The organism is Hymenobacter sp. YIM 151500-1 (assembly GCF_025979885.1).
GTDB lineage: Bacteria > Bacteroidota > Bacteroidia > Cytophagales > Hymenobacteraceae > Hymenobacter.
On record NZ_CP110139.1, the window covers coordinates 1110250 to 1126085 of the forward strand.

Consider the following 15836-nt stretch of genomic DNA (forward strand, 5'->3'; position numbering starts at 1 on the left):
TGGCGCGCGGTTCGTTTTTTTGTTGTTCGCCGTTCGTTTGTCGTCTTTTGCGGCTCGTTTCAGCTTTCGGCGCTTGGTTTCGGCTTGCTGAAAAGCGGCCGGCATCTGGCTCGGCCATGTCGTACGCGGCGTCCAGGCCCTTCTCGAACAACGAAAAACAAAAAACCAACTCCCTATGTCCTTGCTTGTTCCCGTCATGGTGCGTGGCATCAACAACCTGTCGGATGCCCGCTACTGCGCCGGCATGGGCGCCGACTCGCTCACCTTCCGCCTCGACCCGGCCCTGACGGAGGCCCTCACGCCCGAAGCCGTGCAGGAGCTGAGCGGCTGGGTGGCCGGCGTGCAGCTCATCGGGGAGTTCGACACGCTGCCGGTAGCCGACATCAGCGCCGTGGTGCAGCAGTGCGGCCTGCACGCCGTGCTGCTGCACCGCCGCCGCCCCGCCCACGAGCTGGCCCAGCTACCCGTGCCGGCCCTGCGCCTGCTGCCCTGGGTTCCCGACATGCTGCCCGAGGACGTGGACCTGCGCTTCCGCGAGTTGGCCTCGCACCACCACGGCTTCGTGCTGGCTGCTCCCCCCACCCCGCTGCCCACACCCGCCGACCTGGTTCGCCTCACGGAGCAGGCCCGCACCTACCCCCTGTGGCTGAGCGCCGGCTATGCCCCTACCACACTGCGCGACTTCGTTGAACTGGTGCAGCCCGCCGGCATCGTGCTGGAAGGCGGCGACGAAATCAAGCCCGGCCTGCGCGACTTCGACGAAATGGAAGCCGTATTTGAGCAGTTGGAAGAGCAATAGTCAAAAACAGAAACCGCCCCGCAGCCAAGCTCCGCAGCGGTTTCTGTTTTCTATCCTAACCCATTACTGTCACCAGGGAAAAAATGGGTTGCGTCAGCTCCGTGGGGCCTTGTAAGCGCAGGTGCGACGCGGCTTCGGCCGGGGGCAGGCTTTTGGTGAACAGCCGCCAGGCCACTAGCCCGTCCAGCTCTATTTCGGCTTGCACCGGGCCGGGGTAGTGCTGGCCCAGCGTCCATCCCGTGGCGGTACGCACCAGAAACCACGTATTGGCAGCCGGGCCGCTGATATGCAGGCGCACGGCCACACCGGGCGCGGCTGGCACCGGGCGGTAGTGGTGCGGTAAAGCCTGTACGCAGGTGGCCAGAAAAGGCCCGTACAATTCGGGACGCAGCAGCGGCTCCTCCTGCCCCACCGCCTGGCGAATCTGCTGCTGGTGGTGCCATTTTTCGGTGTACTCCCGCGCTACGTGAAAGTGGTTGGATGAAGTGGTTTCCCCAGCCCAGGCTACGGCGAAGGCGGCCGGAGTGGCTGGGTCCAGGGTGGCCAGGAAGCCGTTGTAGGCCGGCCCCACCAGCTCCAGCAGCCACGTCAGCACCGCCGGGCTCAGGCGCTGCCCGGCCTGCACCCAGGCACCGTTCAGCGCATTCAGGTAGCGCACCACGTCGGTGTACTCGCCGCTGGCCGGTCCCGTGCCGGCAACGTGGCCGTCGCGCAGCATCGACAACGTACGCAGGCTGCCATCGAGCAGGTGCAGAGCTACCTCGTGCACCCGCCAGCCAGGGGACAGCGTGGGCCACTGCCACTCAGCGGGCGGCAGGCCGCGCAGCACCTCCAGCAGCAGTCGGTCCAGTTCCGGGAATAAGGGCAGGGTTTCGGGGATGGGAGCCGCTTGCATGAGGTTGAAAAACAACGATGTGGAACACCATGCGGCGCAAATCGTACCCTGCCTCTTTCGGTAGGGCGACCTGGGGCGCTTAAGGAGCGGTTGGAGTTATTGGTCGAGAGGCCAGCGCGGGGTAGAGACGCGACCCTTCGCGTGTCCCCGCCGAACAGTACGCCCGCGAAAAGACCCAGGATGTTGCGTCTCTACACCGGTCAACCAACCTGGTAGCGTAACGCAAACCGCTTCTAACCCAGCCTTCTAACCCAGCCGAAATTGCAGGTACTTGATGGGCACGCCCAGGGTGCGGTATTTCCGCTCGAAGGTGGTCTGGATGTCTTCGGCGTGCGGGAGCAGCTCGGGGGTGGCGTAGAGGTCCTTGGTGTGGGCCAGGATGGTGGCGCCGGGGCGCCGCTGCACGGTGGCCAGGGTGAAGTCGAACAAGTCCTCGTTGTCGGTTTTGAGGTGGACGAGGCCGCCGGGACGCAGGAGCTGCTGGTAGAGGTCGAGGAAGCGCGGGGCGGTGAGGCGGCGCTTGATGTCCCGGTCGCGGGGGCGCGGGTCGGGAAAGGTAATCCAGATTTCGTGCAGCTCCTGGGGCGCGAAGTGCGTGAGCAGCTCGTGGGCCCGGGTGCGGATAAAGCCCACATTCAGCAGGCCCAGGGCCTCGGCGCGGGTGCTCCCCCGCCAGATTCGGTCGCCCTTGATGTCGAGGCCCAGGAAGTTGCGCGCGGGGTAGCGCGCGGCCAGGCCCACGGTGTACTCGCCTTTGCCGCAGCCCACTTCCAGGGTAATCGGGTTCGGGTTTCGGAAAAACGCCTCGTGCCAGCGCCCACCCAGCTGCTGGTAAGTAGGCTTGCCCGGTTCCACAACGTCGGCCCGCTGGGCATTATCGGCAAAGCGCTTCAGTTTAACGCGACTCACGGGGAAGTTAGAAAGGTAAGAAGTGGTGAAGTTGGGAAGTGAAGGTCAGCGGCGCGGCGTAGGCGTCCGAGCAGCAGGCCCGCTGGAAAGCAGGGTGCAGAATGGTGGTTGCCTGGCTTGCGCCGCGCGGCTACAGCCCCTCCACTTCCGCTACCACAAAAGTACTGCCCCCAATGAAGACCACATCTTCGGGAGCGGCGGCGGCACGGGCGGCGGCTACGGCGGCAGGTACCGGCCCCCACTCCTGCCCTACCAGGCCCACGGCCGCCGCTTGGCTGGCCAGCTCTCCGGCTGGCAAGGCTCGCGGAATGTTGGCCTGGCAGAAGTAGTATGTGGCTTCTTTGGGCAGCAAGGCCAGCATCTTGCTCATATCCTTGTCATTGACGACGCCCAGCACGAAGTGCAGCCGGCGGTAGGGCAGCCGCGCCAGCTGGCCCGTAATGAAGCGGATGCCCGCCTCATTGTGGCCCGTGTCGCAAACCACCAGGGGGCGGCGGCCCAGGACGGTCCAGCGGCCCCGGAAACCGGTAAGGCGACCTACCTCGCGCAGGCCCTCCCGCACGGCCGCTTCGGGCAGCTCGAACCCCTGGCGGCGCAGCTCATCCAGGGTGGCCAGCACGCCGGGCAGGTTCAGGCGCTGGTAGTCGCCCACTAGGCCTAGCTCCAGCTCATCCAGGTACAGGCGGCCGTCGTGGTCCACGCGCAGGAGCTGGGTGGCTTCGTCGGGGGCCGGCTCGCGCAGCAGGGTCACGCGGTAGTGCTGGTCGGCCAGCAGCAGCGGGGCTTGCTCCTGGGCGGCTTTCTGCTCGAACACGGCTTGCACTTCGAGCTGGGTCTGGCTGATGATGGCCGGCACGCCGGGCTTGATGATGCCGGCTTTTTCACTAGCAATCTGGGGCAGCGTGTCGCCCAGCAGGGCCTGGTGGTCGTAGCTGATGTTGGTGATAAGCGAGACCAGGGGCCGGATGATGTTGGTCGAATCTAGCCGCCCACCCAGGCCCACTTCCACCACGGCCACGTCTACCTGTTCGGCGGTAAAATAGTCGAAAGCCAGGGCCACGCACATTTCAAAAAACGAAGGCTGCACCTCGTCAAAGAGCCCGCGCCAACGTGCCACCCAGGCCACCAGGTAGTCCGGGGCCAGGTCCTGGCCGTTGACTTTGATGCGCTCCATGAACTCCTTGAGGTGGGGCGAGGTGTAGAGGCCTACCCGGTAGCCGGCGGCTTGCAACACCGCCGCCAGCAGGTGGCTGGAGCTGCCCTTGCCGTTGGTGCCGGCCACGTGCACGCAGTGCAGGCGCCGCTCGGGGTTTCCCAGGGCGGCGGCCAGTTGCTCGGTGCGCTCCAGCCCCGGCTTGTACCCCGCCGCCCCCACCCGCTGAAACATAGGCAGCTGCTGGTAGAGGTAGTCGAGGGTTTGCTGGTAGGTCATCTGAATCGCGGATTGAACGGATTTAAGGATTGCGCGGATTTTGGTGACGGCTTGGTTCAGCTAAGGCACGTTAGGCTACGGCCCGGTTCGGCTACGGCCCGGTTCGGCTACGGCATGTTAGTCTAGCTGCTTCGTAAGCAAAATCCGCACAATCCTTAAATCCGTTCAATCCGCGATTCAGCGCACCGTAATGCGGAAGGTGTAGAAACCCGTGGCCCCGCCCTCAGCCGAGCTGGTGCGGCGAAACTCCACGTTTTCCAGAGCGTCGCGGCAGGCTTTTTCCTGGGCCGGCGTCACGTTGCCCGATACTTTAGTTACGGACTCAATCTCGCCGTCGGCGTTAATCTTGATTTTGAAGCGCACAAAGCCCGAGGTATTGTCGATGGCCGGGGCTACGGGCTTGCTCACAAAGGCCCAGCCGGCCATTTCGAGGCCGCCGCTGCCGGGGCTGGTGCCACGGCCACCGCTGCCTGGTTCGCCGCTGTAGGCCGTGCCGCCGTAGGTGCCGCGCGGGTCACCCTTGTCGCCCACGGTGCCGGGGTTGTCGCCGTTGTTGTTGCCGGTGGGCGCGTTGCTGGTGCCGTTCACGCCGTTGCCGCCCCCGTCAGTGCGGTTGGCGCGGGGCGTAAATACGGCCCGCTGGTCTACTTTCGGGCGCGGGGGTTCGGGCTGAACTTCTTCCTTAGGCGGAGCAGGCTTTTCCACGGGCGGCACCGTCACGGGGCTTTCCTCGGCTTCGCTGGTGACGACTCGCTCCTCGCTGGGCGGGGTCGGGTCGGGTTGGGCTACGGGCTGGGGCGGCGTGGGGTCGGGCTGGGCGGCCGGCGGGCGGCTGTCCTCCCGGTTCGGTGACTCATTGGCCGGGGCCTGGCTCTGCACGTCGCCGGAGCCCACTTCGTCGACGCCGTAGTTCAGCTCCACGCCGTCGCCGCCCAGGGTTTCCAGCGGCGGGTCGGGGCCTTTGAACACGGTAAACACAAACAGCGCCGCCAGGGCCGCGTGCAGCACCACGGTCCCAATTACTGCCTCGCGCCGGTGTTCTTCCCGATACTCCATGTTCATTTTTCGTGGTTTGTTGCTAGCAGACCGTCCTGCTCCATCTGGCGTCCGCTTGTCGAAGCATCTCTACCGCTTCGTTGCAGTGCTATTGATTAGCCAGAGGGAGAGATGCTTCGGCTCCGCTCAGCATGACGGTCTTTTCTAACTCACTTCCCCTGCTGGGCCTGGGTGGCCATGACCATTTTTATCTTCAATCGGTTGCCAATTTCCAGGATGTCCACCAGCTTCTGGACGTTCAGCGAGGCATCTACGCGCAGCACGGCGGTGGGGCTTTCCAGGCCCTGTACGCGGCGGGCCAGCTCGGGTTCCAGCTGGGCCGGGCTGATGTTCTGCCGGTCGATAAAGTACTGCCCGGCCGCATCCACCGACACGGTAATGGGCTGCTTCATGGCCTGCTTGCCCGAGCGGGCATTGGGCAGCATGAGCTTGATGACATTGGGGTTCACCATCGTGGACACAATCAGGAAGAACAGCATCAGAAAGAACATGATGTCGTTCATCGAGCCCGTCTCGACGTGGGAAGAAAGCTTACGGCGCCGGCTGAGGTCCATGCAGTAGTTGAGAAGTTGGGAAGTTAAAAAGGTAGAAAGTGCGTGAGGTGCGTTAGAAGCAGGTGTCAATCAGTCCTTTTACTTCCTAACTTCTCAACTTTCTAACTTTTTAACTGACCTTAATTATCCTGAAGGATGTCCATGAACTCGATGGCGGAGTTTTCCATGCGGAAGACCATGCGCTCCACCATGATGCTGAGCCAGTGGTAGCCGATGTGGGCGATGATGCCCACGATGAGGCCGGCCGCCGACGTTACCATCTTCGTGTACAAGCCGCCGGAAATCTGGGCAATGCCGAAGTCGCCGGTGGAGCTGATGGCGTAGAAGATTTTGATTACGCCGATGATAGTACCCACGAAGCCCAGCATGGGCGCCACACCGGCCACGATGCCCAGCACGTTGATGTTCTTTTCGAGGCGGGCAATTTCGATTTTGCCCACGTTCTCCACGCTGGTTTCGATTTCCTTGAGCGGCAGGCCCACCCGCCGGATGCCTTTCTCTACCATGCGGGCCAGAGGCGTGGGGTTCTGGGCGCAAAGCATTTTGGCGCCCTGCAAGTCGCCCTTCACCATCAGTCCCCGGATGCCGGGCATAAACGACTCGGGCACGGCCCCGGCCTTGCGGATGGTGAGGTAGCGCTCCAGAATGATGTAGATGGAGATGATGGAGAGCAGAAACAGCGGCACCATAATCCAGCCCCCGGCCAAGATCAGGTCAATCAGCGACAAGTCCGAAGCGGCGGCGTTGGCCGTGGCATTGGCCGCCGTGGCGGCGGAGTCGGCAGCGGCGGGGGCGGCGGCGGCGGGGGCGGCGCCGCCCACTTGCATTTGGAGCAACAGAGAAAGCAAAAACGTCATGCGAGCTTGAAATGGGAGAGCGTAAACGGACAAAGTGAGAAGCGAGGGAGCTTAGGCCGTCCGCTTCTCACTTTCGCTGGCGTACTGCCCCGCGGTAGTTAATAATTCAGCACCCACAAGTTGCCCATGCGCTTGCGCAGGATGCTGGCCTGGCGGTCGGCGGAGGTGCGGTCGGCGAAATCGGCCACTGACAGCTTGAACTGGCGGCTGCCGGGCTGGGGCAGAATCACGCGGGCCGGGTGACCCAGCCGGGCCAGGGCCTGGCGGCCCTTTTCGGCGTTTTTAAGGCTGGTGTAGGAGCCGGCCACCACGAAGAAACGACCGGTGCGGCCTTTAATTGTCGTGGCCGCTGACCCGGCAGCAGCATTCGTAGCGGCGGCTTTTTCCCAGCCGGGAGCTTTGGGCTTGGCCTTGGCCGGGGTTTTGGCCGCGGGCTTGCGGCCCTGGCCGGCGCCCGTAGCCGCCAGCTTGGCGGCCCGCGCCGGGGTCTTGGCCTTAGCTGGCGCCGGCTTGGCGGCGGCTTTTGCGGGCTGGGCTGGGGCCACCGTGGGCGCCGGCGCGGCCGTCAGCTCCGAGGTAGAAGCCAGGGCATTGTTGCCGAGGGCGGCTTGCTGGCGCTGCATGGGCTGGGTGTCGGCAGCCGGCTGGGCGGTGGATTGGGATGCCGCCGACGCCGCGTCCGACAGGCGCCAGGATTCGGGCAGGTAGTTGTAGCGCTCGGCCACCAGGTAGTTGGCCGACAGCACCAGGCCGGTAATGACCACGGCCGCTGCTGCGCGAAACAGGCGCAGGGCGCGGGGGCTGCGGCCACTGGCCAGCAGGGGCGCCGGAGCCGGCCGCTCCCGCGCCAGCAAGGCATCGGTAGCCCGCACGGGCCTCGACACTAATTCGGGCAGGCCGAAGCTGGCGTTGAGCAGGTTTTGGGCGCCGGTGTACTCAAACTCCACCCCGCGGCCGGGGGCGCGGCGGAAGTTGCCCACCCCGCTCAGCTCCACGCGGCGGCCGTTTTCCAGCTCCTGCTGCATGCGCAGCACCGCTTCGCGCACCAGCTGCCGGGCCTGGGCCGTGCTCACGCGCAGCGCGCGGCTCAGCGCATCCACCAGCAGTCCGTCGTTGCGGGTCAGGGACTGGTTGAAGGCCACGCGCTTGGCCGGCGGGGCCAGCGTGTGCCGCACCGGATGAATCTGGGCGGGCGCGTAATCGGCAATCAGGCCGCCGAAATCGGGGATGATAACGCAGTCATGGTCCCGGAGCAAGGTGCGGATGTGGTCGGATAGCATGCTGGAAATGTGCAAAGGTGAAGGCGGAGCGAAGGCAGGCTGGCAAGCAAAGCACTTGTCGTCTAACGTACGCAGCGCGCAGGACCTGCTCACGCAAGAACGATGGTCGTACCAACGACCCGTTCTCACGTGAGCAGGTCCTGCGCGGTGCTCAGGATGACGGTTGATACTGCTGCTTACTGTCTTGCATCAAGTCCGGACAAGTTAAAAGTCGTAGGTAACGCCGGCCAGCACGTTGATCTTCTTCACCGGATAGTTCAGAAAACGCTCGTTGCTACGGCCCAGCAAATTGTTGCCCAGAGCAAAGATGGACAGATTTTCCAACATCCGATAGTCGGCCCGCAAGTTCAGGTCGATGACTGTCTCGGTGGGCTGCACCACTTCGCGGAAGGAAACCGGCAGTGGCGCCACGCCGCCCTGGCGGCGCAGCACCGAACCGTAGCTCGAGCTAATCGTGTACAACTCCGCGCCCAGCAGCAGCTTTTCGTACACGTTGTAGGTGCCGAACAGCACCGACTGGAAGGCCGGGCGGTGGAAGGCCTGGGCCAGGGTTTTCACGTTGTAGCCGTTGTAATCGGCCTTGAAGCCCAGGCGAAACTGCTCGGCCTGGTTGTAGATGATTTCGCCGTGGATGTTGACAAGCTGGGTGGCCTTGGGGTCGTACACCAAGTCGAACTTGCTGGAGTCGCGGCGGGAGTTGTTGTAGAAGTACAGGTTCCGGTCGTTGGCCAGGGTAAAGCGGGCGTTGACCTCCAGGTTGCGGGCGGGCGTGGCGTTCAGGCCGGCGTAGAACGTGGGCCCGCGGCGGGTGTCGGCCACGCGCACGTTGGGCGCCAGCCAGGGGTTTTCGGTGGTCAGGTCATACAGCGTCACGCGCTGGATGGCCCCGCCCAGGCCCGCAAACACTACCAGCTTATCCTCGGTCACGGTGTAAGCGGCGCGCAGGGCCGGGTAGGCGTTGAACTGCCGGGCCCGCTGGATGGTGTCGCCGGTGTAGCCCAGCGTGGCCCCGGCCGATACCACCAGGCGGTTCAGGGTCAGCTCGTAGGCCGGCGTCACCTGCACGAAGGGCCGCGAAACGGTCAGGGAATCCTTGTGCGAGATGAAAGACAGGTCGCCGTTGATGTTCACGCGGCTGGTTTCGGAGAGGCGGTAGCCGGAGCGCAGGGCGGCGTAGATTTTGCTTTCGCGGGCCTGGTAGTGGTCTTTCCAGAAGTTGTAGCCCAACGTTAGGTCGTACTGGAAAGCGGCATCGGCGGCCCGGTTGCGGGCGTACACTTTGAGGGCGGCCCGGCCAAACACCTGCTTGATGCTGTCCGGCTCGGGCAGCTCGCGGAAGTTGCGGTTGTAGCCGTAGAAGTTGTACCGCTCCCGGCCCAGGTCCAGGCGGGCGCCCAGGGCGGTGCTGCCGCTGTAGGTTTCGCCGTTCAGGCCCAGGCTGGTCTGGCTCTGGGCGGAGTTCCGGCGGTCCACCGGCCCCCGGCTCGACGACAGGTGCTGGAAGTTCAGCCCGTAGGAGGCGGCGTCGGAGCGGGTGTTGTGCAGGTAGCCGCGGGCGTAGAGAGTGCCGTAGTTGCCGAGGGCACCCTTGAGGTAGTTGCCGGTTTGCGGGGCCAGCTCCTCCTGCCGGATGGTCAGTACCCGCACCGAGGGGTTGAGCTTGTCGGCGGGCAGGCGGAAGTCAGGAAAGGTGTAGGAAACCTGCTTCTCGGTTTTGGTCGGGGCCTCAATCTTTACCTTTTCGAAGTTGCGGGTAGCTTCGGGCAGCTCGTTCACCCGCTCCTTCACAATCTCGATTTCGGCGTCCTCAATCTTGCCGCGCGACTTCTGCGCCCAGGCATCTGTAGCGGAAGCAGTGGCAGTGAACAGGGCCGCGGCGGCCAGCAGTTTATGGGTCATGTGGTAGGGACTTAGGGGCTTGGGGGCTTAGAGACTTGGGTGTTGTTTTGGCGGCATCTTTTCCCTATACCTCTCCCCTATTTATTTCTCTTTATCAGTTATTTGCGTACGCCTGCTTGATGTATTGGTGCAGACTGTAGAGACGCGACCCTTCGCGTCTCCTCGTCGGTGCCGGCTGGCTATTTCACTCGTTCGGCCGGGTGCGTCGCTGAGCAGTTGGCTGGGCACGATGACGTCCAGACGGCGCGGCCGGCCGGGCGCGTGCGACGCGCCCCTACTCCTCGGCCGGCGCGGCTGTGGAGTCGGCGGGCTGGGCGTTGGTGGGTACCAGGGAGTTGCGGCCGGCGGTTTTGCCGGGGGCCGGCCTGCCCGTGGGCTTGGTGGTCGGCTTGGTGGGAGCGGGTTTGGGCGCGGGCGTGGCGGCAGGGTCGGCGGGCAGGGCAGCCAGCTTCTGCCGGGCGGCTTCCACGATTTCGGCTACCGGGAATTTGTTGTCAATAATGGAGTTGAGCGTGGCGCGGGCCTGGAAGATTTCGTTCTGGGCCGTGTACACATCAGCAATCAGCAGGAAGGCCCGGCCCAGCCATAGGTCGTAGTTGGCGAAGTCGGAGTTGCTCTTGTAGGCGGCGTCCAGGGCTTCGGGAAACTTCTTCTGCTGGTACAGAGCCTCGGCCAGCAGGTACTGGGCTTCGGCGCCGCTTTCGTCTTTGGCGGTGCTGGCAGCGGTGATCAGCTCCGCAACGGCTTGGTCGAGGTTGCCGGCCCGGTAGCTGGCCTTGCCCAGGTAGAGCAGGGCCAGGTTGGTAGCGTTCAGCGAAGCCCCGCCCTGGGCTTGCAGCTCCTGGGCCACGCGGCGGGTGCCCTCGTAGTCGCCGGACTCGAAGTAGCTTTTCATCAGCCCGATGCCGGCGTTGGCCACCTCCCGCTTGTTCTGCGACACTTCGCGCAGGCGGGTGTAATACTTGGCGGCCTCGGCGTAGTTTTTATTTTCAAACTCCAGGTCGGCCACCCGGCCCACAGCCCGGTTCACAAACTCGCTTTTGCCTTCTTCGACCACGGCTTTCAGGCGCGGCAGGGCGTCGGCTTTGCGGCCGGTGCGCAGGTAGGAATCGGCCAGGAAGTAGCGGCCATCCACGGCCAGGGCGTTGTCGGGGTACTGCTTGAGGTAACTTTCCAGGCGCGGAATGGCCTGCTGGTACTTCTCAGCCAAATACAGCGACTTAGCCGCTTCAAACTCCACGCTCTGGGCGGCCTTGCTGTCGGGGTTCTGCTGGCGGAACGTGGCCAGGTACTGGTCAAACTCCTCGGTCTTGCCCTGGGCCGATAAGCTTTCCTGCAAGCTGTAGATGGCGCTCTGGGCGGCTTTGGTGCGCGGGTACTCGGCCAGCACTCGCTTGAAGTCCTCGGCGGCTTTGGCGTGCTGCTCCAGGTTCTGGTAGGCCACGCCCCGCTTCTGCAAGGCCGACGGAATCAGGGGGGAGTTAGGGCGGTTCTGAATCAGCTTGCTAAAGCCCTCCACCGCCGGCTGAAAGGCCCCGGCTTCGTAGTCGAGCTGGGCCTGCTGGTACACGGCGTCATCGGCGTAGCGGGAGGTGGGCGCGGTTTTGAGTAGGGTAGCCAGGGTGCGCGAGGCTTCCTCGCGGCGGCCCATCAGCCCCAGGGTCACGCTCTTCTGGTAGTAGGCGTAGTCCTTGTCGGCGGCGTTGGCCTGAATCACCTTGTCGTACTGCTCCAGGGCCTGGGCGTACTGCTTGCCGATGTAGTAGGTGTCGCCCAAGCGCAGGGTTACGTCGTAGTAGTTGGGGTCGGTGGGCTTGGCCGCCGGGTCTTGCAGCCAGGCCTGGAACTGCTGCCGGGCCCGGTCGTACTGCTTGGTGTTGTAGTAGGCGTAGCCCAGGCCGTAGCGGGCCTTCTGGTCGAAGTCGGTGGCGGCAGCGGCGCCGTCGCGGGCGGTGCGGGCGGCGGCGGTATAGGCCGTAATGGCGGGCTGGTACTGCTGGCCCACGGAATAGATTTCACCCTTGAGCACCTGAGCGGCGGCGCGCAGGGCGTCGTCCTGGGGGTGCTTCAGGCTCTTGTCGAGCACGGGCAGGGCCTCCTGGTAGCGGTTGTTGTTGTAAAGGGTGGCTGCCTGCAAATAGGCCACGCGCTGGTAGGTGGCGTTGAGGCGGGGGCTGCGCTCCTCCAGGTTGTCGAGGTAGGCCAGGGCCTGGGAGTAGTCGGAGGAGTTCAGGAAACTCTCGCTCAGAATATCGTCCACGGCCGCCTGGTTTTTGGAGCGCGGAAACCGTTTCGGGAAGTCGCGCACGGCGGCAATGACTTCCTGGGTGTTGCCCAGCTCGTAGCTGACCTGAGCGTAGCGCACGGTGGCGTTTTCGCTGATGTTCTTGTCGAAGCTGAGCTTGCGGGCCGCGTCAAACGAGTTCAGGGCCAGCTGCTTCTGGTTGGTTTTGAGGTAGCTCAGGCCCAGGTGGTAGGCCGCGTTCTGGCCCAGGGAGTCGCGGCGGGCGGCCACGCCTTTCAGGCTGCCGATGGCGCCCTTGAAGTCGCCCTGCTTGAAGTTAGCGTACCCGATTTTGTACTGCACCTCGGGGTCGATTTTCTTGCGGCCCGCGGCGTATTTGTCGAAGTACTCGGCGGCCTTGGCGAAGTCCCGCTGCTGGTAGTAGGCGTCGCCCACCAGCAGCTGAATCTCGTCGGCGCTCTGGGGCGGCGGGGTTTGCTTCAGGGCCGTGGCGGCGTAGTCAATCAGCCCGGCGTAGTCGCCTTCTTTATAGTAAATCTGGGCCATAACGGCCGGCACCACGGGGCGGTAGGCGTCGTTCTGCTCGGCCACGGCTAGGTCGGTGCGGGCGCCCTTGTAGTCGCCGGCCCGGTAGGCCAGGTAGCCGGCGTAGTAGGCGCTGGCGTAGCGGTACTGGTGCTGGCCCTGCTTGTTGCGGTCAAATTGCAGCTTGGCCTTATCGAACTCCTTCTGGGCGAAGTAGGCGTAGCCCAGCTTAAACTCCGACTCGGCCCGCTGCTCGTCGGTGAGGTTGTCGGGCCCCACCTTTTGCAGGTAGCTCACGGCGCGGGCGTAGTCCTTTTTGTCGAAGTAGAACTTGCCCAGCTCGAAGTAGGCCTGGGCGGCTTTGGGGTGGGCCGGGTTCTGGGAGGCGAAGCCCAGGATGCGGTCCTCAGCATCGGGCCGGAACAGGTAGAGGCCGGTGAGGGCGGTGTAGTATTCGGCGTCGATGGTGCGGCCGGGGGCCAGCTCGGCGTGGCGGCGCTGGGTCAGGTCGAGGTAGCGCTGAAAGGCCTGCTGGGCGGCGCCGTACTTGCCCCGGTCAAACAGCTCGAGGCCTTCCTGGAAGTGGCGCTCATCGTTGGTGAACACCTGGGTTTGCTGGGCCAGGGCGGCGGCAGGCGCGGCCGTGGTCAGCGTGGCGGCCAGCGCCAAACGGGGTATCAACTTCATTCTGGAGAGTTACGCGGAGAGAGGCCAAAGCCGCCAGGGCTTCGGAGCTAAACCAAAAGTAGCGAAAAGTTCGGCCGGGGTTGCCCCGGAAACGGCCTTTTTGCCCGTGGTAACGCGGTGCGGGGTGGGTTTGGTGTGGAAGATGGTTGGAGGCTGATGTAAGAAAAAAGCCTTGCTTTTACGGGCAAGGCTTCCATTCACTCCTGATTTTTTCGCTTCAGGGCTGCTCTACCTAATGAAAGCGCGCACCCCAGTGTAAAGAAAAGAGCGGTGAACTTTGCCGTGGCGCTTAAGAAACCAGGAATCAGGTTTATTAAAGACCCACCGCCGCGCTCTACGTATCGTGTCAACAGTAGCACCGCCACCATCAGCCCAGAATACCCCGCTATCTGTGGCAGGGTCTTCACCTCCTTCTTTATAATCTCTATGTCGAATAAAGGCATACACTGAGAGTTTGAAACAGGGTACAAGATAAAAAACAGGCCCGCCCTCTGTCTGCGCTTGTAAGTTAGTCGGCCTTTCCTATCTCCCGCCAGCACCAGGATACTCCGTCTGACCAAACCCGTTCGGGCCCAATTGACCGGAAGCAGTTGCTGGCTTCGCTCAGAAGTTACAGTAATCCTGGCTGCCCGTCATCTGTGCCCACCGCGCCGAGAGCAGCTTGGCGTAGCTCAGCGGCGTCAGGCCATAGGCGCCCAGCGAGTAGCCGTCATTGACTTCCACCACTACAGTGCGGCCGTCGTCCGTCAGGCCCACGTCGAGCGAGTAGCCGGCGGGTGCATCGGCGTAGGCGGCTACGGCCTGCTCGACTACGCGGGCGTCGAAGTGCACCCGCCAGTCGCCGCGGTAGTGGCGGGCGTCGAGCACCTGCCCGTAGCGCACAAAGCAGCGCCACTCGGCCACAAAGCTGACCGGCTCCGAGCACCACACGGGCGTGTCTTCCTGTTGGTCGCCGCAGCCTACCAGGTCGCGGGTGCCGCGCACGAGTACGCCCGTAAACTTCTTGGCCGCATAAATAGGCTTAACAAAGACCGGCCACAGCTCCGGGCTGCTGGCAATGGTGTTGATGGTAGATTGCCACAGCCGCCGTCCCAGCCAGGGCCGAATAGCCACCGGATAGCCCAGCTCGGCCGGCACGTCCCGGCCCAACTGCCGCAGGGCGTACCGCACCTGCCCAATGTGGCCTACTACCACTTCGTCGGGGGCGTTGCCTTGCAACTCACTGGCGCCGACGAACGGCACTATCTCCCAGCCCATAAGCCGGAAGCCTTCGAGGGCCACAAAGCCGTTGACGCTCGTGCATTCGCCGTCGGCCCCTTTCTGAATGTACACTTTCATACGTGGCGCCGAAGCTAGCTGAAATTACGCCACCCGCTCCAGCGTCACCTCGTCGCGGGTGAAGTCGAAGCGGCTTTTGTCGACGGGGCCGCGGCACACCACGGCGCGGGGCGGGGCCAGCTTGCCACGGCGGCCGGCTTCCAGCTCGGCTTCGCCGGTTACGTCCAGGGTGGCTACCAGCTCGCCGTTGCAGCGCAGTTCCCAGGACCCGGCCTGCACGGGGCCGGTAGGGTAGCCAATCAGAAACGTTTCCTGCGGGGAGAAGCGGATGATGTCGAGGACTCGCATAGGTGGGCGTGAGGCAGGAATAGTGTGGGGACAAGTGTCGTTGCACGGAGTTGCGTGGTAAAACCCCTATCGGCACAAGCTAAAGCGTGTGCTACAAGCATGTGCTACACCTCATCCGACTTGATGCGCGGGTCGAACCGAAACTCCTCGCGGCCCACGATGCGAATACGCTTGAAGTCGGGGTGGCGGCTGTGCAGGATGTAGTTGTGCTCCTGGGGCACGATGGACGAGGGCACGCGCAACACGGCCGAGGTGCGCCGCTCGTACCAGGCGCTGCCCAGGGGCTGGCACACGGCGTAGCGGCTGGCCCGCTCCCACTGCTCGGGCAACTCGGCCACCGGGATTTCCTCAACCAGCAAGTCGTCAGGTACGTCGATGATCAGCACCCGGAAGTGCTCGGTGAGGCCCTCTCCGCTGCGGTGCACCACGTTTTCGAGGCAGGCCAGGGCCCGACTGGCGGCGGTGTAGATGACAAACTGGTCTTTGTAGTTCCACCGCGCCCGGTAGCCCGAGGCAAACAGGTCGTCGGCGTAGCGGGCCAGGCAGATGCGGTAGATGAGCATTGCCTACGATAAGTCGCCGTAGGCAATGCGGGCCAACTCCTCGGCTACTAGGTCGATGCCGCCGCTGGTTTCGAGCAGGCGCAGGGGCAGCTCCCCGTCGAGGCCGTGGGCGGGCTTGCCCAGCCAGCGCAGGAACGCCGCCGCGTCGCCGAACACCTCCACTCCGCGGTGGTAGAGGCTGATGATTTTCAGGGTCTTTTCGCTGCTGGCGGCGCTCAACAGCTTGTTTTCCTGGGAGTAGGTGCGCAGGGTCTTAGTGGATAGCTCGTAAATGGCTTCCAACTCCGGCGCTTGCAACTGGTAGGCCTCCGCCACCTCAAACGCCGTGGCCGCCGGCACGCCCTTGCGGGCTTCCATTACCAGCGTAAACGAGTCGTGCCCGGCTTCGCTCCAAACGGCCCATTTCTGGCGCAGGAAAACCGGCATAACGGCCGTGATTTTAGGTTGGTGGGCAGCAGTGGGCATAAGCTTGTGATTAGATAAACCGAAGCTAGAGAAATTTTTCTTAG

Annotated in this window: 15 protein-coding genes; 1 reads left to right on the forward strand and 14 read right to left on the reverse strand. The window is 63.9% G+C overall.

What is annotated here, in order from left to right; all coding sequences use genetic code 11:
- Positions 1-175: 175 nt before the first annotated feature.
- Positions 176-799: a beta/alpha barrel domain-containing protein gene (locus OIS53_RS04500; protein WP_264681200.1), complete on the forward strand. Its 624-nt coding sequence runs from the start codon at positions 176-178 to the stop codon at positions 797-799.
- Between the two features lie 55 nt (positions 800-854).
- On the opposite strand, the gene OIS53_RS04505 is transcribed toward OIS53_RS04500, so the two are convergent.
- The 14 genes from OIS53_RS04505 to OIS53_RS04570 form a co-directional block, all read right to left on the reverse strand.
- The gene (locus OIS53_RS04505) at positions 855-1694 is read right to left on the reverse strand and encodes a maleylpyruvate isomerase N-terminal domain-containing protein (protein WP_264681201.1); all 840 of its coding nucleotides are present in this window, start codon (positions 1692-1694) and stop codon (positions 855-857) included.
- A 246-nt stretch (positions 1695-1940) separates the two neighbouring features.
- A complete protein-coding gene (gene trmB / locus OIS53_RS04510) occupies positions 1941-2603 on the reverse strand; it encodes a tRNA (guanosine(46)-N7)-methyltransferase TrmB (protein WP_264681202.1) in 663 nt (220 codons plus the stop codon).
- 130 nt (positions 2604-2733) lie between these two features.
- Positions 2734-4035 carry a bifunctional folylpolyglutamate synthase/dihydrofolate synthase gene (locus tag OIS53_RS04515; protein ID WP_264681203.1) on the reverse strand — a complete coding sequence of 434 codons (1302 nt, stop codon included), beginning with the start codon at positions 4033-4035 and terminating at the stop codon, positions 2734-2736.
- 177 nt (positions 4036-4212) lie between these two features.
- Complete coding sequence (locus OIS53_RS04520; RefSeq protein WP_264681204.1) at positions 4213-5097, reverse strand: hypothetical protein; 885 nt, start codon at positions 5095-5097, stop codon at positions 4213-4215.
- 143 nt (positions 5098-5240) lie between these two features.
- On the reverse strand, positions 5241-5645 hold the full coding sequence (locus tag OIS53_RS04525) for an ExbD/TolR family protein (protein WP_264681205.1): 405 nt from the start codon (positions 5643-5645) through the stop codon (positions 5241-5243).
- Between the two features lie 119 nt (positions 5646-5764).
- Positions 5765-6502, reverse strand: a complete 738-nt coding sequence (locus OIS53_RS04530) for a MotA/TolQ/ExbB proton channel family protein (RefSeq protein WP_264681206.1) — start codon at positions 6500-6502, stop codon at positions 5765-5767.
- A gap of 98 nt (positions 6503-6600) precedes the next feature.
- On the reverse strand, positions 6601-7782 hold the full coding sequence (locus tag OIS53_RS04535; RefSeq protein ID WP_264681207.1) for an HU domain-containing protein: 1182 nt from the start codon (positions 7780-7782) through the stop codon (positions 6601-6603).
- Positions 7783-7986: 204 nt separating this feature from the next.
- Positions 7987-9681: a TonB-dependent receptor gene (locus tag OIS53_RS04540; RefSeq protein ID WP_264681208.1), complete on the reverse strand. Its 1695-nt coding sequence runs from the start codon at positions 9679-9681 to the stop codon at positions 7987-7989.
- Positions 9682-9955: 274 nt separating this feature from the next.
- Positions 9956-13138: a tetratricopeptide repeat protein gene (locus OIS53_RS04545; protein WP_264681209.1), complete on the reverse strand. Its 3183-nt coding sequence runs from the start codon at positions 13136-13138 to the stop codon at positions 9956-9958.
- Between the two features lie 197 nt (positions 13139-13335).
- Positions 13336-13581, reverse strand: a complete 246-nt coding sequence (locus tag OIS53_RS04550; RefSeq protein ID WP_264681210.1) for a hypothetical protein — start codon at positions 13579-13581, stop codon at positions 13336-13338.
- Between the two features lie 160 nt (positions 13582-13741).
- Positions 13742-14476: an ATP-grasp domain-containing protein gene (locus OIS53_RS04555; RefSeq protein ID WP_264681211.1), complete on the reverse strand. Its 735-nt coding sequence runs from the start codon at positions 14474-14476 to the stop codon at positions 13742-13744.
- A 24-nt stretch (positions 14477-14500) separates the two neighbouring features.
- The gene (locus tag OIS53_RS04560; RefSeq protein ID WP_264681212.1) at positions 14501-14764 is read right to left on the reverse strand and encodes a hypothetical protein; all 264 of its coding nucleotides are present in this window, start codon (positions 14762-14764) and stop codon (positions 14501-14503) included.
- Positions 14765-14868: 104 nt separating this feature from the next.
- Positions 14869-15327, reverse strand: a complete 459-nt coding sequence (locus tag OIS53_RS04565; RefSeq protein ID WP_264681213.1) for an RES family NAD+ phosphorylase — start codon at positions 15325-15327, stop codon at positions 14869-14871.
- Between the two features lie 3 nt (positions 15328-15330).
- Positions 15331-15792 (reverse strand): MbcA/ParS/Xre antitoxin family protein, encoded by a 462-nt coding sequence (locus OIS53_RS04570; protein ID WP_264681214.1) that lies wholly within the window; start codon positions 15790-15792, stop codon positions 15331-15333.
- Positions 15793-15836 lie beyond the last annotated feature (44 nt).

What these genes read in the sequence shown, in the direction of transcription:
- OIS53_RS04500 (WP_264681200.1), top strand. Translation starts at nt 176, where the DNA reads ATGTCCTTGCTTGTTCCCGTCATGGTGCGTGGCATCAACAACCTGTCG.
- OIS53_RS04505 (WP_264681201.1), bottom strand. Translation starts at nt 1,694, where the DNA reads ATGCAAGCGGCTCCCATCCCCGAAACCCTGCCCTTATTCCCGGAACTG.
- OIS53_RS04515 (WP_264681203.1), bottom strand. Translation starts at nt 4,035, where the DNA reads ATGACCTACCAGCAAACCCTCGACTACCTCTACCAGCAGCTGCCTATG.
- OIS53_RS04520 (WP_264681204.1), bottom strand. Translation starts at nt 5,097, where the DNA reads ATGAACATGGAGTATCGGGAAGAACACCGGCGCGAGGCAGTAATTGGG.
- OIS53_RS04525 (WP_264681205.1), bottom strand. Translation starts at nt 5,645, where the DNA reads ATGGACCTCAGCCGGCGCCGTAAGCTTTCTTCCCACGTCGAGACGGGC.
- OIS53_RS04530 (WP_264681206.1), bottom strand. Translation starts at nt 6,502, where the DNA reads ATGACGTTTTTGCTTTCTCTGTTGCTCCAAATGCAAGTGGGCGGCGCC.
- OIS53_RS04535 (WP_264681207.1), bottom strand. Translation starts at nt 7,782, where the DNA reads ATGCTATCCGACCACATCCGCACCTTGCTCCGGGACCATGACTGCGTT.
- OIS53_RS04540 (WP_264681208.1), bottom strand. Translation starts at nt 9,681, where the DNA reads ATGACCCATAAACTGCTGGCCGCCGCGGCCCTGTTCACTGCCACTGCT.
- OIS53_RS04545 (WP_264681209.1), bottom strand. Translation starts at nt 13,138, where the DNA reads ATGAAGTTGATACCCCGTTTGGCGCTGGCCGCCACGCTGACCACGGCC.
- OIS53_RS04550 (WP_264681210.1), bottom strand. Translation starts at nt 13,581, where the DNA reads ATGCCTTTATTCGACATAGAGATTATAAAGAAGGAGGTGAAGACCCTG.
- OIS53_RS04555 (WP_264681211.1), bottom strand. Translation starts at nt 14,476, where the DNA reads ATGAAAGTGTACATTCAGAAAGGGGCCGACGGCGAATGCACGAGCGTC.
- OIS53_RS04560 (WP_264681212.1), bottom strand. Translation starts at nt 14,764, where the DNA reads ATGCGAGTCCTCGACATCATCCGCTTCTCCCCGCAGGAAACGTTTCTG.
- OIS53_RS04565 (WP_264681213.1), bottom strand. Translation starts at nt 15,327, where the DNA reads ATGCTCATCTACCGCATCTGCCTGGCCCGCTACGCCGACGACCTGTTT.
- OIS53_RS04570 (WP_264681214.1), bottom strand. Translation starts at nt 15,792, where the DNA reads ATGCCCACTGCTGCCCACCAACCTAAAATCACGGCCGTTATGCCGGTT.